The sequence below is a fragment of the Tenacibaculum aquimarinum genome (genome assembly GCF_022478115.1).
GTDB classification, from domain to species: domain Bacteria; phylum Bacteroidota; class Bacteroidia; order Flavobacteriales; family Flavobacteriaceae; genus Polaribacter; species Polaribacter aquimarinum_A.
Genome location: NZ_JAKGSC010000001.1, coordinates 1,223,145 through 1,245,829 on the forward strand (window position 1 = coordinate 1,223,145; position 22,685 = coordinate 1,245,829).

The 22,685-nt window shown below is 32.1% G+C and carries 23 protein-coding genes; 9 read left to right on the forward strand and 14 right to left on the reverse strand.

Annotated elements, in window-relative coordinates:
* Positions 1-2: 2 nt before the first annotated feature.
* From arsS to L1S33_RS05705, 4 genes are all read right to left on the reverse strand, one after another.
* The gene (gene arsS / locus L1S33_RS05690) at positions 3-1,055 is read right to left on the reverse strand and encodes an arsenosugar biosynthesis radical SAM (seleno)protein ArsS (protein WP_240561580.1); all 1,053 of its coding nucleotides are present in this window, start codon (positions 1,053-1,055) and stop codon (positions 3-5) included.
* 1 nt (position 1,056) lies between these two features.
* Entirely contained in the window at positions 1,057-1,392 is a 336-nt protein-coding gene (locus L1S33_RS05695) for an arsenosugar biosynthesis-associated peroxidase-like protein (protein ID WP_240552980.1), read from the reverse strand.
* 74 nt (positions 1,393-1,466) lie between these two features.
* Complete coding sequence (locus tag L1S33_RS05700; protein WP_240561582.1) at positions 1,467-2,177, reverse strand: DUF547 domain-containing protein; 711 nt, start codon at positions 2,175-2,177, stop codon at positions 1,467-1,469.
* Between the two features lie 55 nt (positions 2,178-2,232).
* Positions 2,233-2,919: a queuosine precursor transporter gene (locus L1S33_RS05705; protein ID WP_240561642.1), complete on the reverse strand. Its 687-nt coding sequence runs from the start codon at positions 2,917-2,919 to the stop codon at positions 2,233-2,235.
* A gap of 225 nt (positions 2,920-3,144) precedes the next feature.
* Here L1S33_RS05705 and fabD point away from each other — a divergent pair, with 225 nt between their 5' ends.
* Positions 3,145-4,032, forward strand: a complete 888-nt coding sequence (gene fabD, locus L1S33_RS05710; RefSeq protein ID WP_240561584.1) for an ACP S-malonyltransferase — start codon at positions 3,145-3,147, stop codon at positions 4,030-4,032.
* 55 nt (positions 4,033-4,087) lie between these two features.
* On the opposite strand, the gene L1S33_RS05715 is transcribed toward fabD, so the two are convergent.
* Genes L1S33_RS05715 through L1S33_RS05725 form a run of 3 tightly spaced genes read right to left on the reverse strand, consistent with a single transcriptional unit; the run spans position 4,088 to position 6,677 of the window.
* Positions 4,088-4,489, reverse strand: coding sequence for an MFS transporter (locus L1S33_RS05715; protein ID WP_240561585.1), 402 nt, complete (start codon positions 4,487-4,489; stop codon positions 4,088-4,090).
* 3 nt (positions 4,490-4,492) lie between these two features.
* Complete coding sequence (galE, locus tag L1S33_RS05720; RefSeq protein ID WP_240561586.1) at positions 4,493-5,503, reverse strand: UDP-glucose 4-epimerase GalE; 1,011 nt, start codon at positions 5,501-5,503, stop codon at positions 4,493-4,495.
* Between the two features lie 43 nt (positions 5,504-5,546).
* Positions 5,547-6,677: a DegT/DnrJ/EryC1/StrS family aminotransferase gene (locus tag L1S33_RS05725; RefSeq protein WP_240561587.1), complete on the reverse strand. Its 1,131-nt coding sequence runs from the start codon at positions 6,675-6,677 to the stop codon at positions 5,547-5,549.
* A 69-nt stretch (positions 6,678-6,746) separates the two neighbouring features.
* On the opposite strand from L1S33_RS05725, the gene L1S33_RS05730 reads away from it, so the two are divergent.
* On the forward strand, positions 6,747-9,131 hold the full coding sequence (locus L1S33_RS05730; protein WP_240561588.1) for a penicillin acylase family protein: 2,385 nt from the start codon (positions 6,747-6,749) through the stop codon (positions 9,129-9,131).
* Between the two features lie 15 nt (positions 9,132-9,146).
* Here the strand turns inward: L1S33_RS05730 and L1S33_RS05735 are convergent, their stop codons facing one another.
* The 7 genes from L1S33_RS05735 to L1S33_RS05765 are packed head-to-tail and all read right to left on the reverse strand — an operon-like array spanning position 9,147 to position 14,687.
* Entirely contained in the window at positions 9,147-9,437 is a 291-nt protein-coding gene (locus L1S33_RS05735) for a hypothetical protein (protein WP_240552974.1), read from the reverse strand.
* Positions 9,438-9,441: 4 nt separating this feature from the next.
* On the reverse strand, positions 9,442-10,176 hold the full coding sequence (locus L1S33_RS05740; RefSeq protein ID WP_240561589.1) for a nitroreductase family protein: 735 nt from the start codon (positions 10,174-10,176) through the stop codon (positions 9,442-9,444).
* Position 10,177: 1 nt separating this feature from the next.
* Positions 10,178-11,551, reverse strand: a complete 1,374-nt coding sequence (locus tag L1S33_RS05745; protein ID WP_240561590.1) for an aldehyde dehydrogenase — start codon at positions 11,549-11,551, stop codon at positions 10,178-10,180.
* A gap of 3 nt (positions 11,552-11,554) precedes the next feature.
* Positions 11,555-12,586, reverse strand: a complete 1,032-nt coding sequence (locus L1S33_RS05750; protein ID WP_240561591.1) for an alkane 1-monooxygenase — start codon at positions 12,584-12,586, stop codon at positions 11,555-11,557.
* Between the two features lie 25 nt (positions 12,587-12,611).
* A complete protein-coding gene (locus tag L1S33_RS05755; protein ID WP_240561592.1) occupies positions 12,612-13,298 on the reverse strand; it encodes an RluA family pseudouridine synthase in 687 nt (228 codons plus the stop codon).
* Positions 13,299-13,302: 4 nt separating this feature from the next.
* Positions 13,303-13,914, reverse strand: a complete 612-nt coding sequence (gene yihA / locus L1S33_RS05760) for a ribosome biogenesis GTP-binding protein YihA/YsxC (protein WP_240552969.1) — start codon at positions 13,912-13,914, stop codon at positions 13,303-13,305.
* Positions 13,915-13,922: 8 nt separating this feature from the next.
* Positions 13,923-14,687, reverse strand: a complete 765-nt coding sequence (locus L1S33_RS05765) for an alpha/beta fold hydrolase (RefSeq protein ID WP_240561593.1) — start codon at positions 14,685-14,687, stop codon at positions 13,923-13,925.
* 208 nt (positions 14,688-14,895) lie between these two features.
* On the opposite strand from L1S33_RS05765, the gene mraZ reads away from it, so the two are divergent.
* From mraZ to murD, 7 genes are read left to right on the forward strand one after another with little or no spacing between them, the layout of a single operon-like run.
* Positions 14,896-15,363 (forward strand): division/cell wall cluster transcriptional repressor MraZ, encoded by a 468-nt coding sequence (mraZ, locus tag L1S33_RS05770; RefSeq protein WP_240561594.1) that lies wholly within the window; start codon positions 14,896-14,898, stop codon positions 15,361-15,363.
* Positions 15,350-16,249 carry a 16S rRNA (cytosine(1402)-N(4))-methyltransferase RsmH gene (gene rsmH, locus L1S33_RS05775; RefSeq protein WP_240561595.1) on the forward strand — a complete coding sequence of 300 codons (900 nt, stop codon included), beginning with the start codon at positions 15,350-15,352 and terminating at the stop codon, positions 16,247-16,249. The genes mraZ and rsmH overlap by 14 nt, the downstream gene beginning before the upstream one ends.
* A gap of 1 nt (position 16,250) precedes the next feature.
* Positions 16,251-16,580: an FtsL-like putative cell division protein gene (locus L1S33_RS05780; RefSeq protein WP_072555691.1), complete on the forward strand. Its 330-nt coding sequence runs from the start codon at positions 16,251-16,253 to the stop codon at positions 16,578-16,580.
* A gap of 58 nt (positions 16,581-16,638) precedes the next feature.
* Positions 16,639-18,570: a penicillin-binding protein gene (locus tag L1S33_RS05785; protein WP_240561596.1), complete on the forward strand. Its 1,932-nt coding sequence runs from the start codon at positions 16,639-16,641 to the stop codon at positions 18,568-18,570.
* 1 nt (position 18,571) lies between these two features.
* Entirely contained in the window at positions 18,572-20,038 is a 1,467-nt protein-coding gene (locus tag L1S33_RS05790; RefSeq protein ID WP_240561597.1) for a UDP-N-acetylmuramoyl-L-alanyl-D-glutamate--2,6-diaminopimelate ligase, read from the forward strand.
* Between the two features lies 1 nt (position 20,039).
* Positions 20,040-21,266, forward strand: coding sequence for a phospho-N-acetylmuramoyl-pentapeptide-transferase (gene mraY, locus L1S33_RS05795; RefSeq protein WP_240561598.1), 1,227 nt, complete (start codon positions 20,040-20,042; stop codon positions 21,264-21,266).
* Positions 21,267-22,601, forward strand: coding sequence for a UDP-N-acetylmuramoyl-L-alanine--D-glutamate ligase (murD, locus tag L1S33_RS05800; RefSeq protein WP_240561599.1), 1,335 nt, complete (start codon positions 21,267-21,269; stop codon positions 22,599-22,601). It abuts the gene before it with no gap.
* Positions 22,602-22,685: the final 84 nt, after the last annotated feature.

Here is a 22,685-nt window from a genome sequence, read left to right on the forward strand (position 1 = left end):
ATTTAAGCAACAACTCCTTGGCAACTACTTCCTGCGCCAGCGGTACAACCATAACAGTGCTGATTTATAATAATATTTCTATCCTGTAACAATTCTTCATTGTATTCAGAAATGTGTTTTACCTTAGAATTTACTTTTAAATTCAGCATTTGATTAAAATCGCAATCGTATAAATTTCCGTCCCAACTTATGGATAATGTATTTGTACACATTACGTTTTCTACTGCTACAGGATTATAAGCTTCAACCAAAGAATACATGTATTCTTCATAATTTTCAGAAGCAATTAAATAATCTAAAAATCTACTGATTGGTAAATTTGTGATTGCAAACAAACTATGAAAGTCAATATTAAAATCGTCTTTCAATGCTTTCTTGAAATCGTTTTCTAACGCCATTTGATCTCCAGGTAAAAAAGCTCCAGACGGATTATAAACTAAATCTAATTTTAAGTTAGAACCTTCAATTCCGTATCCGACTTCATTTAGCATTTGTAATGCTTTAATAGATTTATCAAAAACACCATCACCACGTTGCTTGTCGGTTTTTCCACGTGTCCAATGTGGCATTGAAGAAACTACATGAACATTATGTTTTTTGAAAAACTCTGGTAAATCATAATATTTTTTATTGGCTCTAATAATTGTTAAATTAGAACGTACAATAAAATCTTTTATTCCAGCTTTAGAAGCTTCCTCAACAAACCATCTGAAATTAGGATTCATTTCTGGTGCGCCACCAGTTAAATCTAGTGTATGCGCTTCTGTTTTTTTAATGACATCTAAGCATTGTTGCATGGTTTCAATCGTCATTATTTCTTTACGATCTGGACCAGCATCTACATGACAATGTGCGCAAACTTGATTGCACATGTACCCTAAATTAATTTGAAGAATTTCTAATTTTTTAGGACGAAGCGGAAACTGATTTGTTTCTTTTATTTTGTTTGCAAACGTTGGCAATTCTCCGTCAGCGAAAATTCCGTTTGAAAGAATTTCCATTTGACGTTGTGTGTTTGCTAAATCGTTATTTCTTGCTTGAAGAGATTTCTTCATTTTACATTTCTAATTTATTCACTTTGTTCATCATTTGAACTCCATGCACTAAAGTTGCGCCACTTTTTATGGCAGCACCAACGTGAATTGCTTCCATCATTTGTTCTTTAGTAATACCACGTTGTAAACTGTCTTTTGTATAAGCATCTATACAATATGGACATTGTTCCGTGTGTGCAACTGCTAAAGCAATTAAAGATTTTTCACGAGCTGTTAAAGCGCCTTCTTCAAAGACTTTTCCGTAATAGTCAAAGAATTTATTTCCAAGTTCTTCGTTCCATTCTGTAATCTTTCCGAATTTGCGTAAATCGGCAGGATCGTAATATGTTTTAGACATTTTGTTTTATTTCTGTTGAAAAGTAAAAGTACTAATTGTTTTCAATATTGCTCTACTAAATCTAGTAATGCTAACTACTTTCCATTAAGATTCCAATTGTAAGGTAAATAATGAATTTTGGCATCTTTATTTACTTTTTCTGTAGCGTATTTATTAATGAAATCGATGACAGATCCATTTTTGGTAAAATCTTCTTTAAACCAGTTGAATATTTCTGAAAGATGAACAGTACTCTTTTTATTTAATTTGTTTTTGCTGCTATCATTAACAAAAGCAACCATTAGTTTGTCTAATTCGACATTAATATTTTCTTCTGTAAAAGCCTTATTGTGTAATTTAGGACAAGAACCAGAGGCGCAATTTACTCCAACATGAACTCTAGGGTCAAACAAATCTTTACGTAAAATTTTGTGTTCAAGATGATCTAAGGTATGTGTGTTTCCTCCAACTTTTACAAATGGAATTTTCCAAGCAATGTTGCCTTTTTCCTTAATGTCGGTTATACTTTTTAATGGATAATTATTTAAAATTAATTTTAGAGTATATGCATTATAAGCATTTATCCAAAAGGCTTTTTGTTTGTTTGTAGACCAAGATTTATCTGGAGATGTAGAAGCTAAATAAGTTAAGTAACTGTCTAGTTTAGTTTCGTTTGCTTTTAAACCTTTGTAATCTACATTTCCTTGTTTGCTAACATGTTTTTGTAATAACTCGTTAAATATTGAAGTTTGAGCGTTTACAGAGATGAATAAAAAAGTAAATGCAATAAATAATATGTTTTTCATTTTGTTTGTTTTAATCTTCTTTTTAGACGAATGCTTTATTTAAAGATTACAAAAACTAATCCAAAATTTCTTCACCCACTTTTAAATTGAATTTTCTTCGGAAAAGATACACAATTCCGTATAAGATAGGTGTGTCTAAAGCGGCAATTATTACTTTAAATAGAAATCCGCTTATTAATAATGATGTAAAAATACTCCAAGGTAAAATACCAAAAATAGATAATAATGAAACTACTGTAAAGGTGTCTATAAATTGAGAAGCAAAGGTTGAAAAGTTATTACGCAACCAAAGATGCTTTCCTTTTGTTAATTTTTTCCAGAAATGAAAAATTCTAATATCTATAAACTGTGCAAATAAATAAGCCAACATGGATGCTAAAACAGCTAAAGAAGATAAACCAAAAACTTGATGAAAAGTACCATCATTTATTGGAGAATTATCGATTGCTGGCGCTAAGTCTGCTACTAAAATAATTAACATGGAGAAAAAAGACGCAAAAATACCCGCAATAACAACTTGGTTAGCTTTCTTTTTTCCGTAGATTTCTGATAAAATATCTGTGATTAAAAAAGTAATTGGATAGGGAAGTATTCCTACAGAAATTTCGAATCGATACAAACCAAACGGTTCCCAGTAAAAGAATTTCTGAAATATTAAGTTTGATGCTACTAAAGAAGCAATAAACAATGCAGCTAGAATTAGATAAATATTTTGGGCAAGATTTTTGTTTTCTAGTGTCATAGAACGAAAATAATACATTTAGACTATTTGATTGTTAGAAATATAGATTTTTAGAAATGATAACTGAAGTTAGCAAACAAGTTTAGCCCTGATTGAGCGGTTTGTTTGAGCTCTTTTGAGGAACGAAAAAAGCGAGTAGCGAAAGCAGGAAATAGCTTCAAATTAAAATGATTATTTTTGCAGCATCAAATAAACAGTTAAACTAATAAACGATTAAACATATTTATGAAAGCATATATTTTTCCAGGTCAAGGAGCGCAATTTACAGGAATGGGATTGGATTTGTACGAGAATTATCCGTTAGCGCAAGAACTGTTTGAGAAAGCAAACGCAATTTTAGGATTTTCTATAACAGATGTAATGTTTGAAGGAACCGCAGAAGAGTTAAAGCAAACTAAGGTTACACAGCCAGCAATATTTTTGCATTCTGTTATTTTGGCAAAAGTTTTAGGAGATTCTTTTAAGCCAGAAATGGTTGCTGGACATTCTTTAGGAGAATTATCGGCATTGGTTGCTAATGGAGTTTTATCTTTTGAAGATGGATTAACGTTAGTGTCTAAACGTGCTTTGGCAATGCAAAAAGCTTGTGAAATTGCTCCATCTACAATGGCTGCAGTTTTAGGTTTAGATGATAAAATTGTTGAAGATACTTGTGCAGAAATTGATGGAGTTGTAGTTGCTGCAAATTATAACTGTCCTGGACAATTAGTAATTTCAGGCGAAGTTTCGGCAATTGAAAAAGCGTGTGAAGTATTGACAGAAAAAGGTGCAAGAAGAGCATTGGTTTTACCTGTTGGTGGTGCATTTCATTCACCAATGATGGAACCTGCAAGAGAAGAATTAGCGGCTGCAATTGAGGCAACTGTATTTAATGAACCTACTTGTGCTGTGTATCAGAATGTACCAGCAAAAGCGGTTACAAATCCTGCTGAAATTAAAGAGAATTTAATGAAACAATTAACTGCGCCTGTAAAATGGACGCAATGTGTACAATCTATGATTGCTGATGGAGGAACTGAATTTATAGAAGTGGGTCCAGGTAAAGTTTTACAAGGTTTAATGCGTAAGATTGATAGATCTGTTGCTGCTTCTGGTGCGAGTTTAGAGGCTTAAAAAATATTCTATAAAAAAACAAAAACCGAACTATACAGTTCGGTTTTTTTTGCTTCTATAGTTTAATATCTAACTCGGCTTCAATTTTTTCTTTAGTTGGTTTTACTAAGAATAGATATAATATTAGTAAAAGTCCAAATATTGCTAATTCTGGTTTTAAGAATAATATTAAAAATGCGCCACCTTCTAAAATTGCCCAACGAACAATTGAAGCTGTTTGGTATTGCATCAGTTTTTGTTCTTTAGACTGTTTTTTCTCTATTTTTGATAGTAGGTTTTTAAATACAAAGTTACTTGCTAAAACTGCAATTGCAGGAATAAATATATAATATAAATTTTCTCCTTCTAATGTAGGAATGGTAATGTTTAATATGTCGCCAATTATAAAATAAGCTAATACAAGTCCAGCTATTAATGCAAAATGAATAATTTTTATTATTCTTAGTTGAGTTTCCATAGTTTATAATTGTTTTTGTTGCCAATTCCAGGCAGATTTTAGAGCTTCTTCTAATGTTTTTTCTGTTTTCCAATTAAGCTCATTGAAAGCGAGTGTTGTGTCTGCATATGCAGAAGTTACATCTCCAGAACGTCTTTCAACAATTTTATAATTTAGTTTTTGATTGGTAATTTTTTCAAAAGTTTGTATGATTTCTAATACAGAAGTTCCTTTTCCTGTACCAATATTAAAAACTTCAAAATTGCTTTTATTTTTTTTGTTGATGAGCCTTTCTAATGCAGAAATATGTGCTTTAGCTAAATCGACAACGTGTATATAATCACGTATTGCTGTTCCGTCTTTAGTTGGATAATCTTCTCCAAAAACCGATAATTGTTCTCTTATTCCTGCTGCAGTTTGTGTTACATATGGAATTAAATTCTGTGGAACGCCCAAAGGTAATTCACCAATTTCAGCACTTTCATGTGCGCCAATCGGATTAAAATAACGTAATGCAATTGCGTCTAAATTATTAGAAACACAGCTTTCATTGATTATTTTTTCGCCCATCTGTTTGGTTTCTCCATACGTAGATTCCGCAGGTTTTAAAGCTGCGTTTTCTGTAATTGGTAACTCATCTGCTTGCCCATAAACGGTACACGAAGAGCTGAAAATTAAATTATTTAGATTTCTATTTTTAATTTCCGCTAATAGATTCGCTAAGCCATTAACATTATTTTCAAAATACTCTTTAGGTTTTTGAACGCTTTCGCTTACACTTTTTAAAGCAGCGAAATGAATTATTCCATCAACTTTCTCAGTGTCAAAAAAACTTTTTAAAGCTTCTTTATTACGAATGTCAATATTGTAAAAACTTGGTTTTAAATTTGTTATGGATTTTATTTGTTCTAAAACTTCAATTTTAGAATTGGAAAGATTGTCTATAATAACAACTCTAAATCCAACTTTTTGAAGCTCCACGACCGTATGAGAACCTATAAAACCTAAACCACCAGTTACAAGAATATTTTTCATTTGATAAAAATAAAAAACTCTTGGTTTCCCAAGAGTTTTTTGTTTATTTATTTAAGTATTCTAAAACCGAATCGGTTATATGTTTTAATTGTTCTTCGTCTAATTCTGTTTGCATTGGTAAAGAAATTACACTTGCACATAGTTTTTCGGTAACAGGAAAATCTCCTTCTTTATATCTAGGATCAGTATAGGCATCTTGTAAATGCAACGGAATTGGATAATAAATCATCGCTGGAACTCCTTTTTCAGATAAGAAGGCTCTCATATCTTCTCTGTTAACACCGTTAAGTTGTAGTGTATATTGGTGAAAAACATGGTTAGAAAACGGAACTCTCACAGGTGTTTTTACTTTCGAATGATTTGCAAACGCATTATCATAGTAATCTGCAGCTTTGTTTCTCTCTGTTGAGTAGTTGTCTAATTCACGTAATTTAATACGTAAAATAGCTGCTTGTATAGAGTCTAATCTAGAATTTACACCAACTCTATTATGTATGTATTGTTTAGATTGTCCGTGATTAGCGGTTTGTCTAAGTTTAATAGCTAACTCATCATCATTGGTAAAAATTGCACCACCATCTCCATAACACCCTAAATTTTTAGAAGGGAAAAAAGATGTACAACCAATTGTTCCGATTGTTCCTGCTTTTTGTTTACTTCCGTCTTTAAAAGTATAGTCACAACCAATTGCTTGTGCTGTGTCTTCAATAACGTATAAATTATGCTTTTTTGCAACTTCCATAATTGCTTCCATGTTGGCAGCTTGTCCAAATAAATGAACAGGTACAATTGCTTTTGTTTTTGGTGTAATTGCTCTTTCTATAGCTTCAACATCAATATCAAAAGTATCTGGATACACATCAACTAAAACTGGCTTTAATTTTAATAATGCAATAACTTCTGCTGTAGCTACGTATGTAAAGTTTGCGGTAATTACTTCATCATCTGGCTGTAAATCTAAAGCCATCATGGCAACTTGTAACGCATCTGTACCGTTGGCACAAGGAATTACGTGTTTTACATCTAAGTAATTTTCTAGTTCTTTTTGAAAACTTTTAACTTCTGGTCCATTAATGTATTGCGTAGATCTAATAACATTTAATACGGCAGAATCTATTTCTTCTTGTATTTTTTTATATTGACTTTTCAAGTCAACCATTTGAATTGGTCTCATAAAATGCGATTTTTATAACAGTTCAAAAATACAATTATTTTCTGTTATCTTTGGAATTAAATTTATCAAATGAAACTATTTAAAAAGGCCGTAAAAGTAATTTTTATTTTATTAATCCTTCTTGTTGCTGGTGCTTGGATTTTCTCAAGAACTTTGCATCCAACTTATAATGGAGAATTAGAATTAACGAATATTTCTGATAAAGTTACTGTGTATTATGATGAGGTTGGTGTTCCGCATATTAACGCAGAAAACCAACAAGATGCTTATGTAGCTTTGGGTTATGTGCATGCGCAAGATAGGCTTTGGCAAATGGAATTAATTAGAAGAATTTCTGCTGGTAGGTTAGCAGAACTTTTTGGTAAAGATCTAGTAAGAACAGATAAGTTTTTCTCTGGTTTAGGTATTGAAGAAGCTGCTGAAAAAACAATTGAAAACTTAGATAAAAATTCAAACGCATATAAACTTACGGAAGCATATTTAAATGGAATAAATCAATTTATTAGGGAAGGAACAACACCTTTGGAGTTTCATTTAATAGGATTAGAAAAAGAGGAATATACTGTAAAAGATATATATAATGTTTTCGGTTACATGGCTTTTAGTTTTGCGGTTGCGCATAAAACAGATCCAATGCTTACCGAAGTAAAAGAAAAATTAGGTGACGCATATTTTAATGAATTAGTAGGTGCTGAATTCCAGAATTTAACCTTAATTAAAAACGAAAAAAATCCAGAATTGAAAGCAGATTTTGCAGCTTCAATGAATGTTTTGTTAGAAAAGCTACCAATTTCTCCTTTTATAGGAAGTAATTCTTGGGTTATTGGAGCAGAGAAAACTAAAAACGGAAAAGTAATTTTTGCAAATGATCCACATATTGGATTTTCGCAACCATCTGTTTGGTATCAAAATCATATAAAAACACCAGATTATGAAATGTATGGTTTCAATTTGGCTTTAACGCCGTTTCCATTGTTAGGACACAATAAAAATTATGCATACGGATTAACAATGTTTGAAAATGATGATGTTGATTTTTATTACGAAAAAAACAATCTGAATAATTCTTTAGAATACAAAACTCCAAATGGATTTCAGCAATACAAGTTGATAGATAAACTTATAAAAGTTAAAGGAGAAGTAGATACAACCTATCAAGTTAAAGTTAGTAAACACGGGCCAATAATGAATGGTTTAATTGATTTTATTGACGATGAGCGCCCAATAGCAATGCAATGGATTTATACCAAATTGAACAATCAATTGTTAGAGGTTGGTTATGATATTTCTCACGCACAAAATTTATCAGAATTTAAAGTTGGAGCAAGTAAATTACACGCACCAGGTTTAAATATTATGTATGGAGATTCCAAAAGTAATATTGCGTGGTTTGCTTCTGGAAAGCTCTATAAATATAGAGATTCTTTATACACAAAAACAATTTTAGATGGTGCTTCTGGTAAAGATGAAATTGTTGAATATTTAGATTTTGAGGAAAATCCACAAGCTATAAACCCGAGTTTGAATTATGTGTATTCAGCAAATAATCAGCCAGATTCTATTGCCGGAAAATTATATCCTGGTTATTATTTAGCAGAAAATAGAGCAAGAAGAATTGTAGATTTATTAGCGCCAAAAAACGATTGGACAAAAGAAGAAGTGGCAACAATGTTGTATGATGTTGTATCACCTTCAGCGCCTGACGTAATAGCAAGTTTCACAAATTCTTTAGATTTAGAAAATGTTTCTGCAAGTGAAAGGAAAGCTATTGATATACTTAAAAAGTGGAATGGTTATTACGGGAAAGATGAAGTTGCTCCGGTAATTTATAATCGTTTTGTGTACGAATTTCAGAAAAACACTTTTAAAGATGAAATGGGCAAAGCTTATAGTCAATTTGTAAATACACCATTTGTAGAAAAAGTCTTACCGGTACAAGCAGCTAAGGAAAACTCTGTTTGGTGGGATGATGTTTCTACAAAAGACAAAATTGAAACGAAACAAGAAATTATTTCAAAATCGTTCACAAACACATTTAAATTTTTACAAAATCAGTTAGGTGAAAATGTCGAAGATTGGAAGTGGAATCGCGTTGCTTCTGTTGAGTATGAGCATGCAATTGGTAAAGCTGGCGGATTACTACGTTCTTTTTTTAATGTTGGTCCGTTTAAAACAAATGGTGGAGATCAAGTAATAAATAACCAAATTTTTAGTATTGATAGCACTGGTGTTTATAAAATTACTGCTGGACCTTCAACACGAAGAGTTGTAGATTTTTCTGATGTAGATAATAGTTTAGCAATTTTACCCACAGGGCAATCTGGTAATGTTTTTAGTGAGCATTATAAAGACCAAGCTCAAAAATACGTAGATGGTGAATTTGTTAAAATGAAGATTAATCAGAAGGAAATAGAACAATCAGAAAATAAATTGGTATTTTTTCCTAAGAAGTAATTTAAAAGTCAGAATTTATTTCTGACTTTCATTTTTATTCATTTCCAGTTTCAATAAGCTGTCTTGTGTTTTTAAGATTTTTAACTCAGTTCTAGTAATAGAATCTATGCGTCTTTTTGTTTCGTATGAAGTTGTGTCGGCTAGACTAATGTTATCTTCTATCCAGCTTCTTTGTTTGTCCATGATTTCTTCACCTTTACTTAATGAAATTTCATTATAGTTGGCTAAAACCGTGTAAGAAAAAATAGCAATTCCAATTATTAAAACTGTAATTACTGTAAGCGTATATTTTATTTTTTTGCTCATTTTATTAAATTACTTTGTAAATTTCTTCAAACGGAATTCTAAAACGTTCTCCGTAAATACCTTCTGGTTTTCTGATTCCGCAAGACACAATCATATTTATTTCTGCACTTCGCGGAATATTTAATAATCGTTTTACGCGCCAAGTATCAGAACCTTCCATTGGGCAAGTATCGTAATTTTCTGCCGCCATTGAAAGCATAAATGTTTGTGCTGCTAATCCGCAAGTTTTGTGTGCTACAATTCGCATGTCACTATTTCTAACTTCGCGATACATCGGTTTGAATAAGCCAGTAATTAAAATCATTAAATATTTAAAGAAACCAACAATTCCGAAGAAATCAAAATACGCAAACGGAATAATTTTCCCGTAATAATTTCTTGCAACTTTTTCTCTGCTTTTTTGTTCTGATTTTGGATTGTTTTTTCCGAACATTTTATCTAACATAGATAAGTTTGCTTTTGCACGTTTTCGCCATAAATCTTTTCTAACCACAAAAACAACCAATTCTTGAGCAGTTTTTGCAGCATTTTGGTTGAAACACATTGGTGCAATTTTAGCAATAGTTTCTTTGTTTGTAATATGAATAAACTCCCACAACTGCATATTACTACTTGTTGGTGCTAAACTAGCTTGCTCTAAACATTTTTTTACAATGTTAGAGTCTATTGGCTTTTCTGAATCGTAAACTCTTACAGAACGACGATAATTTATAGCTTCTGAAACTGTTTTTTCTTGCATGTTAAGAAATCTTCATTAAGGTTTTTAGTTGTTTTAATTTCCCTGTGTAAGGTGCGTAGCGTGTTGGTATGTCTAACCAGTTTCCTCTAGTAACAACTCCTTTTTTATGTGAAAAAGTGACGAATGTTTGTTTTCCATGATAACCTCCAATTCCACTTTCTCCAACGCCACCAAAAGGTAATCTATGATTTGCGAAATGAACAGTTGTATCGTTTATAGTTCCGCCTCCAAAAGAATATTTAGCAATCATTTTTTTAGCAAAACTTTTCTTTGAAGTAAAAACATAAAGCGCTAATGGTTTGTCATATTTGCCGATTATTGCATCAAAATCTTGCTCTGTTTTATAAGAAATCATTGGAAAAATAGGCCCAAAAATTTCTCCTTTCATAACTTCGCTATCTAAGCTAGGTTCATCAATTAAAGTTGGGGCAATGTAATTATCTTCTCTATTGGTTTCTCCTCCAATTAAACAGTTTTCGTTTTCTAGCATTAGCGCTAAACGGTCAAAGTTTTTGGTATTTACAATTCTTGGATAGTCTTCTGTCGCTTGTGGATTTTCTCCATAAGCTCTAAAGATTTCCTCTTTAAAATGAGTGATAAATTTATCTTTTACAGATTTGTGAATCAATAAGTAATCAGGAGCAATACAAGTTTGTCCGCCGTTTATAAACTTACCCCAAACCAAGCGTTTTGCGGCTAATTTTATATTAGCAGTTCCATCTACAATACAAGGGCTTTTTCCGCCCAATTCTAATGTAACAGGAGTTAAATGTTCAGCAGCAGCTTTGGCAACAATTTTACCAACTGGAACACTTCCTGTAAAGAAAATATAATCCCAACGTTGTGCTAATAATTCTTGAGATGTTGATACTCCTCCTTCAACTACTGTAACATGATTTTTATCAAAAACAGCTTCAACAATTTCATTGGTAAGTTTACTAACATTTGGTGTTAATTCTGAAGGTTTTAAAACTACGGTGTTTCCTGCGGCTATTGCTCCAATTAGTGGTGCAAAAGCTAGTTGATATGGATAATTCCAAGGCGCAATAATTAACGTTGTTCCGTAAGGTTCGCTATAAATTTTTGCTGAAGAAGGAAAGTTCAACATTGATGGTAAAACACGTTTTGGTTTGCTCCAAGAATGTATGTTTTTTAAGGTCATTTTTAGTTCTGCCAAAACAATTGATGTTTCAGTCATTACAGCTTCGTATTCAGATTTCTTAAAATCGTTATATAAAGCTTTTACAATATCGTTTTCTCTTTTTATGAGTTCTTTTTGAAGCTTTTTTAGAGCATTTTTTCTAAAAGAAATATCTTTGGTTTTTTGTGTAGAAAAATAGTTTTTTTGCGATTGTACTAATTCAGAAATACTCATAAATTAAATTTCTTTTAGTTTTTTATTCATTAAATTAAACCATAATGGTGGAAATAGAGAAAGTAACATCATGCCAGGATAACCTGTTGGCATTTGTGGACTTTCGGGTAATGTTTTTAAAAGTTGATAATGCTTTGCTCCATTATAATGATGATCGGAATGACGAGATAGGTTAAATAGCATTGCTTGCCCAATTACGTGGTCAGAATTCCAAGAATGTGTTCTTTTAACACGTTCGTAACGCCCGTGTTCATTCTGTTTTCTAAGTAGTCCGTAATGTTCTATATAGTTTACAGTTTCTAGTTGTAAAATTCCAAAAATTGCTGCTGCCAAAAATGCTAGCGTTACAAAACTTCCGAAGAAAAAGTAAATTCCGCCTACTAAAATGAAGTTGCAAATTGTGTAAATTATCATTCTATTTTGGATGTGAAACCAACTTCTTTCACTGTTTTTTAAACGAGTATTTTCAGCGTTCCAAGCTTGGCTGTAACTTTGAAAGTGAGAGCGAATCCAAAAAAGGTATAAAATTTCTCCTTTTCTTGCTGTAGCTGCATCCTTTGGAGTTGCTACATTAAAATGATGTCCAGCATTGTGGTAAGGTAAAAAATGTGTGTTTAAAGAAGTTAGTAATAAAATTTCTCCTAAAAATTCATCAAATCTATTGTTTCTATGGCCTAATTCATGACCAACGTTGAGTCCTATTGCTCCACACATTAATCCCATTGCGGTTATTCTTCCAATAATTTCAAAAGTTGCTAAATCTGTTTCTTGAATTGCAACAAAAAACCATCCTAAAAATAGAACTTGGATAAGTACGGTTGCGTATAATATTGATGTATAAATTTTGTTTTCCTTCTCTTTTTGCTCTTCATCTTTTGTGAAATTTTCTTTATTTGGGTTAAAGAATAATTCTAGTAAAGGAATAAGTCCAAAGAAGGTTATTAAAGGTAAAAAAGTAAGCCAGCCAGTACTTGTAAAAGCGATAAAAACGGTGATTGGTAAAATGGAAATTGATAAATACTTAAGGGCTTTCATGTTTTAAATTTGTCTAATATACAAATTACAAACAAGCATCCCAAATAGGGTCTTTTGGTGTTGGAGAAGTTAATTTTATTAATTCTTTACTTACTGGATGAATAAACTCAATTTTACGAGCGTGTAAATGAATACTTCCATCTTTATTGCTGCGCTTTGCGCCGTATTTTAAATCACCTTTTATAATTGATCCAATAGTAGAAAGCTGTACTCTAATTTGATGATGACGCCCAGTTTCTAAATCAACTTCTAATAAAGAATAATTGTCTAATTTTTTTAGTAATTGATAATGTAAAGTTGCTTTTTTACTTCCATCAATTTCTTTGGAGTATGCAGTTGATTTGTTGTTTTTGGGGTTTTTCTTTAAAAAATTTATCAGCGAATCTTTTTCTTTCTTTGGAAATTTTTCAACAACTGCCCAATAGGTTTTTTTTATTGTTTTTTCGCGAAGCATTTTATTTAAACGCTCTAAGGCTTTAGAGGTTCTTGCAAAAATTACAATTCCAGAAGTTGGTCTGTCTAATCGGTGAACTGTGCCTAGAAAAACTGCTCCAGGTTTATTGTACTTGTCTTTTATGTATTCTTTTACAACGTCGCTAAGTGGTTTGTCTCCAGTTTTGTCACCTTGAACAATATCTCCAGCGCGTTTATTAACAATTACTAAATGATTGTCTTCGTGTAAAACCTGTAAGTTTTCTTTGGTAGAGTGCATAGATTTATTTAAAATCTTTAGCTACGTCTTTATTTATTCCGTCAATAAATTCTAAAAATTCTTCACGTCCAAAACTTGTAGATGAAGAGGTTACAAATGAAGTAGGAATTGGGTCCCAAAAATTTGCTAATTTCTTTTTGTATGCATTAATTTGATTGTTCAATTTAGAGCTACCTAATTTATCTGCTTTTGTGAAAACAATACAAAATGGAATCTGATTGTCTCCTAGAAACTGCATAAACTCTAAATCAATCTTTTGCGGATCGTGACGAGAATCTATTAAGACAAATGTGCAAACTAACTGCTCGCGTTCTTTGAAGTAGTTTTCTATAAAAAATTGAAAAATGGTACGTTTCTTTTTAGAAATTTGAGCGTAACCATAACCAGGTAAATCTACTAAAAACCAATCGTTATTAATCTTAAAATGATTTATAAGTTGAGTTTTTCCGGGTTTTCCGGAAATTTTAGCTAATTCTTTACGTTCCATTAACATGTTAATTAATGAAGATTTACCAACATTAGAACGACCTATAAAAGCATATTCTGGAATTCTATCCTTTGGTGCTTTGGTAACATTACTGTTACTCATTATAAACTCTGCAGATTTTATTTTCATCCTGTTGTTTAGATGTTTTTTTCGGTTAACCAGTTTTCTAAAACTTGGTTAAATTCTTCTGGTCTTTCCATCATTGCTGCGTGTCCACATTTATCAATCCAAAATAAATCTGAATCTGGTAAATGTTTATGAAAATCATTTGCAACTTCTGGAGGAGTTACTGAGTCTTGTTTTCCCCAGATTAAACAAGTTGGCTGTTTCATGTTTGGTAAGTCTTTAGCCATGTTATGTCTTACTGCGCTTTTTGCAATAGCTAAAGTTTTTAACAGTGTATTTCTGTCATTAATTACCCCGTAAACTTCATCAATTAATTCTTCGGTTGCAACTTCAGGGTCGTAAAATACTTCACGTGTTTTATTGGCTACAAATTCCTTGTCGCCTCTTCTTGGGTAATTATTTCCCATAGAATTTTCATATAAACCAGAACTTCCAGTTAATACCAATCCTGCAACATCTTTCGGATATTGTTTAATGTAGTAAAGTGCTATATGTCCTCCAAGAGAATTTCCTAATAAAACAACATCTTCTAGTTTTTTATGCTCTATAAAATCATGTAAGAAATTAGCTAAGTTCTTAACATTTGTTTTTAATAGCGGAAGTGTGTATAAAGGTAATTCAGGAATTAAAACTTTATAGCCTTTTTTTGAAAAATGATCAAAGGTGTCGCCAAAATTACTTAAAGCTCCCATAAGTCCATGCAATACAATAATTGCTCTTCCTTCTCCAGCTTCAGCGTACGTAAACTTTCCTTCTGTTTTTAAATTGTTTGTCATTTATATTGTGGGTTTGACATAAACGCAAATATAGTTTTTTTTTATTCATGATTAAATCATTTTTAAAATTAGGGTTTTCAACATAAAATCCAGAGTCAAACTGTTGTAAACATTGAAAAAGGTTAAATTTATCAACAATGTGGTAAATTGTGGTAAAAAGTGGTAAATAATTTATATTTTTGAATATTGATAAATTGATATTTATATAGTGATAAACTTAATTGGAACATACGAGTGTAAAGCCGATGCTAAAGGAAGACTGATGATGACATCAGCTTTTAAGAAGCAACTTGCGCCTGTGTTACAAGAGGGTTTTGTTGTTAAGAGAGCGGTTTTTCAGCCTTGTTTAGAGTTGTATCCAATGAAGGAATGGAACTTAATGATGGAGAAAATCAATAAGTTAAACAGGTTTGTTAAAAAGAATAATGATTTTATCCGTCGTTTTACGGCAGGTGTGAAAGTAGTTGAAATGGATGCTTCTGGAAGAATTTTAATTCCTAAAGATTTATGTCATTTTGCGGGAATTCAAAAACAAGTAGTGCTTTCTTCAGCAGTTAATATTATTGAGATTTGGGATAAAGACAAGTACGAGAAAGCTATTGATGATGCCGCTGTAGATTTTGCGGATTTAGCAGAGGAAGTAATGGGAAATACAGATGTAGATGAGTTATCATAATCCAGTTTTATTACACGAAAGTATTGATGCTCTTGATATTAAGGAAGATGGGGTTTATGTAGATGTTACCTTCGGTGGAGGTGGTCATTCTAGAGAAATATTAAGTCGATTAGGTAAAAAAGGAAGATTGTTTGCTTTTGATCAAGATCCAGATGCGTTAGAGAATAAAATTGATGACGAGAGATTTGTGTTGATTGCAGAAAATTTTAGGTACATATCAAGGTTTTTAAGGTTTTACGGAATAAGTAAAGTTGATGGGGTTTTGGCAGATTTGGGAGTTTCATCTCATCAGTTTGATGTTGCAGAGCGTGGTTTTTCTACGCGTTTTGATGCGGATTTAGATATGAGAATGGATCAGAATTCGAAAAAATCAGCAAAATTCATTATCAATAAATATAGTGAAGAAAGGCTTGCGGACATTTTGTTTTTATATGGCGAGTTAAGAAACGGAAGAGCATTGTCTAAAAAGATAGTTGCATCAAGAAAAGAACAAGAAATTAGAACAAGTTTTCAGTTGAAGGAAGTGTTACAAGAGTTTCTTCCGAAGGCAAAAGAACATAAGATATTAGCTCAGATATTTCAAGCAGTTAGAATTGAGGTAAATCAAGAGTTAGAAGTATTAAAAGAGTTTTTAGAGCAAATCCCCCAGCTCTTAAAACCAGAAGGAAGATTAAGTGTAATCTCATATCATTCTTTAGAAGATAGATTAGTTAAGAGATTTATACAGATGGGTAAATTTAGCGGCGAGCCAGAAAAGGATTTTTTTGGTAACACTAGTGAACCTTTGAAGAAAGTTGGCAAATTGATAATTCCAACCCCTGAGGAAATCAAATTGAACAACAGGGCTCGAAGCGCTAAGTTAAGAATAGCAACTTTAAAGAAGTAAAATGAATAAGGTCAAAAAGAACGTGTATGGTATTCTTCGAGGAAGTTTTCTTACAGATGAATCTGCGTTTAAAAATTGGCGAATAATCATATTTATAGTTGGGTTGTTGTTAATAATGATTTCTAGCGCTCACAGAGCGGATGAAAAAGTAGTGAAAATAGCAACACTTAATAAGAAGAAAAGGGAATTACATGCAGAGTTTGTAGATACTGGTACTATTTTAACTAGAATGAAAATGGAAAGTAGTATTCGGAAAAAAGTTAAGCCAACAGGTTTAGAAACAGCAAAAACGCCTCCCCAAAAAATAAAAGTAACCATTAATAAAGAGTAAAAAGTTGAAAACGTTAAAAAAAAGCATATTAAATAAACTTTACGCAGTGGCGGGTTTAATGGCGCTTTTTTTTATTGCGATACTTTTTAAAATCTTTAATCTTCAATATGTTGATGGTGATAAGTATAGGAAACTTTCTGAGGAAATAACCGAAAGAAACGATACAATTTTTGCCAATAGAGGTAATGTGTATGCTTCTGATGGTAATTTATTGGCGACTTCAATGTCAAAGTATACTATTAGAATGGATGTTGTTGCGGTTAAGTCTGAAGTATTTGAGAAAAATATAAAAGAGCTTTCTAAGTCATTATCTAATATGTTGGGTAAATCTGTTAGTCACTATCAAAATAAACTTCGCGAAGCTAAAAAAAGAAAAAACAGGTATTTGTTAATTGCTAGAAACGTTGGTTATAATGACTACGTTAAAATGAAAAGCTTTCCTATTTTTAAATTAGGTGTTTATAGAGGTGGTTTTATTGCCGAACAAAAAACTGTACGAGCACATCCAATTGGTAAAATTGCTGAAAGAACAATTGGTTATGATGATCATAGGGGAGGAGCTGGAATTGAAGGTGCTTTTGCTTCTTATATGGAAGGAGAAAATGGTTGGCGTTTAAAGCAGAAAATAGCAAAAAACCAGTGGAAGCCTATTAATGATGTAAATGAGAAGGAGCCAATTGACGGTAGAGATGTAATTACAACAATAGATGTAAATATTCAAGATGTTACGCATCATGCGTTGTTAAGGCAGTTGGAATATTTTGAAGCTGAACATGGTTGTGCCATAGTAATGGAAACCAAAACAGGAGAGATTAAAGCTATTGCTAATTTAGGAAGAACATCTAAAGGGAAATATTACGAAAAAAGAAATTATGCTGTTTGGGAAAGTCATGAACCAGGTTCTACTTTTAAGTTAGCAAGTTTAATGGCTGCTTTAGAGGATAAAGTTGTAGATACTTCAACTGTAATTGATACGGAAAAAGGAAGAATTTTTATTCACGGTAAAAAAGTAGAGGATAGCCAGCGTGGAGGTTATGGTAAAATATCTTTGGCACGTACTTTTGAGGTTTCTTCTAATGTTGGTATTGTAAAGGCAATAAGAAAACATTACGATAAAAATCCGAAAAAATTTACTGATAGATTGAGTTCTTTTGGGTTGGATGAAATGACGGGTGTAAAAATTAAAGGTGAAGGAAAACCATATATTCCGCTTCCTTCAGATAAGAAAAGATGGAATAAAATTTCTCTAGAATGGATGGCTTGGGGTTATGGAGTTTCTTTAACACCATTACAAACATTGACATTCTACAACGCTGTTGCTAACGATGGAGAAATGGTAAAGCCACGTTTTATAAAAGAGCTTCGTGTTGGTAGTAAGGTTGAAAAACGTTTTGATAAAGTAGTTTTAAAGAAGAAAATAGCATCACAAGTTACTATTGATAAAGTACGTAAAGTGATGGAAAATGTAGTTAAAAAAGGAACTGCAGATAACATATATTCCCCTAACTTTTCGATGGCAGGAAAAACAGGAACGGCAAAAAAGGTTGTTAATGGTGCTTATTCTAATAAGAACTATGTGGCTTCATTTGCTGGTTTCTTCCCTGTGAAAAATCCAAAATATTCTTGCATTGTAGTTGTTCATGATCCTAAAAAAGAGAAGGGTTATTACGGAGCAATTGTGGCAGCGCCCGTTTTTAAAGAAATAGCACAAAAGATTTACACAACTACGCCAATAAATAATCAAGCTGTATCAGATACGGTTTCAATAAAAGGTATAGATAAAGATTATAGAAGTTATTACACTAGACTGCAAAAAGCTACCAAGAAAGTGCCGAATGTAAAAGGTATGAGTGGTATGGATGCTATTTCATTATTGGAAAACATTGGGTTAAATGTTCAGTTTTCTGGAACGGGAAAAGTAACCTATCAATCATTAACTATTGGTCAGGAGTTTAAGAAAGGAAATACAATCATTTTAAAGCTATCATAAATTGAAGATTTTAAAAGACATATTATATAAGGTTTCTGTTGATGCTGTTTTTGGCGCAACAGATATTGCTGTGTCTGCAATTCATTTTGATAGTAGGAAAGTGGAGAGAGATAATGTTTTTGTTGCGCAAAAAGGTGTATTGTCAGATGGTCATCAGTTTATAGATAAAGCAATTAATTTAGGAGCGACAGTGGTTATTTGTGAGGCTATTCCTTCAGAAAAATTAACTGGAATTACCTATGTGCAAGTTCAAGATTCGGATGTTGCTTTGGCAATAATGGCTTCCAACTTTTTTGATAATCCTTCTAAGAGATTAGAGTTGGTTGGTGTAACGGGAACTAACGGTAAAACCACAGTTGCTACACTTTTATATCAGCTATTTAAAAAAGCGGGTTATAAAGTTGGGTTGCTTTCAACTGTAAAAATATTGGTTGATGAAACTGAATATAAAGCAACACATACAACGCCAAATTCAGTTGCAATAAATGAGTATTTGGATAAAATGATAGAAGAAGGTGTTGAATACTGTTTTATGGAAGTAAGTTCTCATGGAATTCATCAAAAAAGAACAGAAGGTTTAACCTTTGCAGGTGGAATTTTCACGAACCTTTCTCACGATCATTTAGATTATCACGAAACATTTGCAGAGTACAGAGATGTTAAAAAAATATTTTTTGACAGTTTGCCAAAATCTGCTTTTGCATTGGTAAATCTTGATGACAAAAACGGCAATTTCATGTTGCAAAATTCAGCAGCAAAACATAAAAGTTATGCTTTAAAAACACTTGCTGATTTTAAAGCGAAAATATTAGAAAAACGTTTGTCTGGAACTTTATTAACGATAAATAATGTTGAGGTTTGGACTAAGTTAATAGGAGAGTTTAATGCGTATAACTTATTAGCAATTGTTGGAACGGCAGAATTGTTAGGTTTAGAAAAACTGGAGGTTTTAAGGATTATTAGTGAGTTGGAAAGTGTAAGTGGGCGTTTTCAATATGTGGTTTCCGACGATGGAGTTACTGCAATTGTAGATTATGCACACACGCCAGATGCATTAAAAAATGTGTTAGAAACTATAAATGATATAAGAACGGGTAACGAAACTGTAATTACGGTTGTTGGTTGTGGTGGCGATAGAGATAAAACAAAAAGACCTAAAATGGCACATATTGCTTCGCAATTAAGCAATCAAGCAATTTTTACTTCGGATAATCCTAGGAGTGAAAATCCACAGGTAATTATAGAAGAAATGGAAGCGGGTGTTTCTGCTGAAAACTATAGAAAAACACTATCAATTTTAGACAGAAGGCAAGCAATTAAAACTGCCTGCAAATTTGCGCAAAAAGACGACATTATTTTAATAGCAGGAAAAGGACACGAAAATTATCAAGAAATTAACGGAGAGCGTTTTCATTTTGATGATTTAGAAGAGGTTGTAGCATGCTTTAATCAATTAAAAAAACAATAAAATGCTGTATTATTTATTTCAATATTTAGAGCAAGAGTTTAGTTTAACAGGAGCTAGTGTGTTTCGTTTTATTACGTTTCGTGCAGCATCTGCGTTTATTTTGTCTTTGTTGATTTCAGCAATTTACGGTAAAAGAATAATCAATTTTTTACGCAAACAACAGGTTGGTGAAAGTATTAGAGACTTAGGTTTGGATGGACAGGTTGAAAAAGCTGGGACTCCAACTATGGGTGGGATTATTATTATTCTGGCTACGTTAATTCCGGTTTTGTTATTGGCTAAGTTGAATAATATTTACATCATCATTCTAATTATTACCACAATTTGGATGGGTTTAATTGGTTTTGCGGATGATTATATAAAAGTATTTAAGAAGGATAAAGGCGGTTTAAAAGGAAGATTTAAAGTTTTAGGACAAGTTGGTTTAGGAATTATAGTGGGTTCTATGCTTTATTTTAATGATGATGTAGTTATTAAAGAGCAACTTCCAATATCTGAGCAAGTTGTATTGGAGAGTGGAAGAACTAAAGTGTATGGAGATGCACACAAATCTACTAAAACTACCATTCCGTTTTTAAAGGATAACGAATTGGATTACGCAAAAGCGCTTAGTTTTTTAGGCGATGGATATGAAAAATATGGTTGGATTGTCTTCATTTTTGTGGTAGTTTTTATTGTAACAGGAATATCAAACGGAGCTAATTTAACTGATGGGATTGATGGTTTAGCGGCAGGAAGTTCCGCTATAATGGTAATTGCTCTGGCAATTTTTGCTTGGGTTTCTGGAAACATAATTTTTGCCAACTATTTAGATGTAATGTATATCCCCAATTCCGGTGAAATGACTGTTTTTATACTTGCTTTTGCAGGTGCTTTAATAGGGTTTCTTTGGTATAATACTTTTCCAGCGCAAGTTTTTATGGGAGATACAGGAAGTTTAACTATCGGTGGAATTATAGCTGTTATAGCAATTGCGATAAGAAAAGAGTTGTTGCTTCCAATTTTAGCAGGAATTTTTGTGGTAGAAAATTTATCAGTGATTTTACAGGTTTTTTGGTTCAAGTTTACACGTAAGAAATATGGTGTTGGAAGACGTATATTTAAAATGGCGCCTTTACATCATCATTATCAAAAATTAAATTATCACGAAAGCAAAATTGTAGTTCGCTTTTGGATTGTAGGAGTCTTATTTGCAGTGTTTGCAATTGTTACGCTGAAATTAAGATAGATGAAAAAATTAGTAATTCTTGGAGGAGGAGAAAGTGGTGTTGGAACCGCAATTTTAGGAAAACAAAAAGGTTACAGTGTTTTTCTTTCTGATAGAGGAAGTATTAAAGAAAAGTATAAAAAAGTTCTTTTACAAAACGAGATTGAGTTCGAGGAGAATCAACATACAGAAGCAAAAATTTTTGAAGCTGATGTAGTAATGAAAAGCCCTGGAATTCCAGATAAAGTTAAGTTGATACAAGATTTAATTTCAAAAGGAATTTCTGTGGTTTCAGAAATAGAGTTTGCATCAGAATTTACAAATGCAACTGTTGTAGGAATTACGGGTTCAAATGGAAAAACAACAACAACGTTGTTAATGCATCATATTTTAAAAACTGGTGGATTAAATGTTGGAGTTGCCGGGAATATTGGAGACAGTTTTGCAGCCCAAGTTGCTGTAGAAAACTTCGATAAATATGTGTTAGAGTTAAGTAGTTTTCAATTAGATGGAATAAAAGATTTTAGCCCACATATTGCAATAATTACAAACATTACACCTGATCATCTCGATAGATATGATTACAATTTTGATAAATATATAGCATCAAAATTTCGCATTACAAAAAATCAAACCCCTAATGATTTTTTGATTTATGATGCAGACGACGAAGCCATTTGTAATTGGCTAAGTCAAAATAAAACGAAAGCAAAATTAGTTCCGTTTTCGATAACAAAAGAATTGCCTTACGGAGCATTTTTAAGAAATAAAGAAATAATAACAAACATTAATTCAGAGGAATTTAAGATGAGTATAGCTAAACTAACATTACAAGGAAAACACAATACAAAGAATGCAATGGCATCTACATTAGCAGCTCAATTACTTAAGGTAAGAAAGCAAACAATTGCTGAAAGTTTAGAGGATTTTGAAGGAGCAGAACATCGTTTAGAAAAAGTTCAGAAAGTAAACGGCGTTGCATTTATAAATGACAGTAAAGCAACTAATGTTAATGCAACTTTTTATGCTTTAGAGTGTATGGATAATCCAACGGTTTGGATAGTTGGTGGTGTGGATAAAGGAAATGATTATTCAGATTTAATGCCTTTAGTTAGAGAAAAAGTAAAAGGAATTGTTTGTTTAGGTTTAGATAATAAAAAAATAATTGAAAGCTTTGGTAATGTAGTAGACGTTATTGTCGAAACTGCTGGTGCGGAAGAGGCTGTAAAAGTTGCTAATAAAATTGCAGAAAGAGGAGATGTAGTATTGTTGTCTCCTGCTTGTGCAAGTTTTGATTTATTTGAAAGTTACGAAGATCGTGGGCGTAAATTTAAGCAAGCAGTAAGAAACTTGTAAGAAAAAAAAACTCCCAACCTTCCCAAAGGGAAGGAGTGAGTAAGTTTGAGAAGAGATTGCATAAAATTTAAGTAAAAATAATTA

Excerpts from the sequence above, each read along its gene's own strand:
- L1S33_RS05725 (WP_240561587.1), bottom strand. The coding sequence starts at position 6,677 with ATGAGACCAATTCAAATGGTTGACTTGAAAAGTCAATATAAAAAAATA.
- L1S33_RS05700 (WP_240561582.1), bottom strand. The coding sequence starts at position 2,177 with ATGAAAAACATATTATTTATTGCATTTACTTTTTTATTCATCTCTGTA.
- arsS (WP_240561580.1), bottom strand. The coding sequence starts at position 1,055 with ATGAAGAAATCTCTTCAAGCAAGAAATAACGATTTAGCAAACACACAA.
- L1S33_RS05695 (WP_240552980.1), bottom strand. The coding sequence starts at position 1,392 with ATGTCTAAAACATATTACGATCCTGCCGATTTACGCAAATTCGGAAAG.
- murD (WP_240561599.1), top strand. The coding sequence starts at position 21,267 with ATGAAAAAATTAGTAATTCTTGGAGGAGGAGAAAGTGGTGTTGGAACC.
- yihA (WP_240552969.1), bottom strand. The coding sequence starts at position 13,914 with ATGAAAATAAAATCTGCAGAGTTTATAATGAGTAACAGTAATGTTACC.
- L1S33_RS05785 (WP_240561596.1), top strand. The coding sequence starts at position 16,639 with ATGGCGCTTTTTTTTATTGCGATACTTTTTAAAATCTTTAATCTTCAA.
- L1S33_RS05745 (WP_240561590.1), bottom strand. The coding sequence starts at position 11,551 with ATGAGTATTTCTGAATTAGTACAATCGCAAAAAAACTATTTTTCTACA.
- mraY (WP_240561598.1), top strand. The coding sequence starts at position 20,040 with ATGCTGTATTATTTATTTCAATATTTAGAGCAAGAGTTTAGTTTAACA.
- L1S33_RS05740 (WP_240561589.1), bottom strand. The coding sequence starts at position 10,176 with ATGCAAGAAAAAACAGTTTCAGAAGCTATAAATTATCGTCGTTCTGTA.
- rsmH (WP_240561595.1), top strand. The coding sequence starts at position 15,350 with ATGAGTTATCATAATCCAGTTTTATTACACGAAAGTATTGATGCTCTT.
- L1S33_RS05750 (WP_240561591.1), bottom strand. The coding sequence starts at position 12,586 with ATGAAAGCCCTTAAGTATTTATCAATTTCCATTTTACCAATCACCGTT.
- galE (WP_240561586.1), bottom strand. The coding sequence starts at position 5,503 with ATGAAAAATATTCTTGTAACTGGTGGTTTAGGTTTTATAGGTTCTCAT.
- L1S33_RS05755 (WP_240561592.1), bottom strand. The coding sequence starts at position 13,298 with ATGCACTCTACCAAAGAAAACTTACAGGTTTTACACGAAGACAATCAT.
- fabD (WP_240561584.1), top strand. The coding sequence starts at position 3,145 with ATGAAAGCATATATTTTTCCAGGTCAAGGAGCGCAATTTACAGGAATG.
- L1S33_RS05780 (WP_072555691.1), top strand. The coding sequence starts at position 16,251 with ATGAATAAGGTCAAAAAGAACGTGTATGGTATTCTTCGAGGAAGTTTT.
- L1S33_RS05765 (WP_240561593.1), bottom strand. The coding sequence starts at position 14,687 with ATGACAAACAATTTAAAAACAGAAGGAAAGTTTACGTACGCTGAAGCT.
- L1S33_RS05730 (WP_240561588.1), top strand. The coding sequence starts at position 6,747 with ATGAAACTATTTAAAAAGGCCGTAAAAGTAATTTTTATTTTATTAATC.
- L1S33_RS05715 (WP_240561585.1), bottom strand. The coding sequence starts at position 4,489 with ATGGAAACTCAACTAAGAATAATAAAAATTATTCATTTTGCATTAATA.
- L1S33_RS05705 (WP_240561642.1), bottom strand. The coding sequence starts at position 2,919 with ATGACACTAGAAAACAAAAATCTTGCCCAAAATATTTATCTAATTCTA.
- L1S33_RS05735 (WP_240552974.1), bottom strand. The coding sequence starts at position 9,437 with ATGAGCAAAAAAATAAAATATACGCTTACAGTAATTACAGTTTTAATA.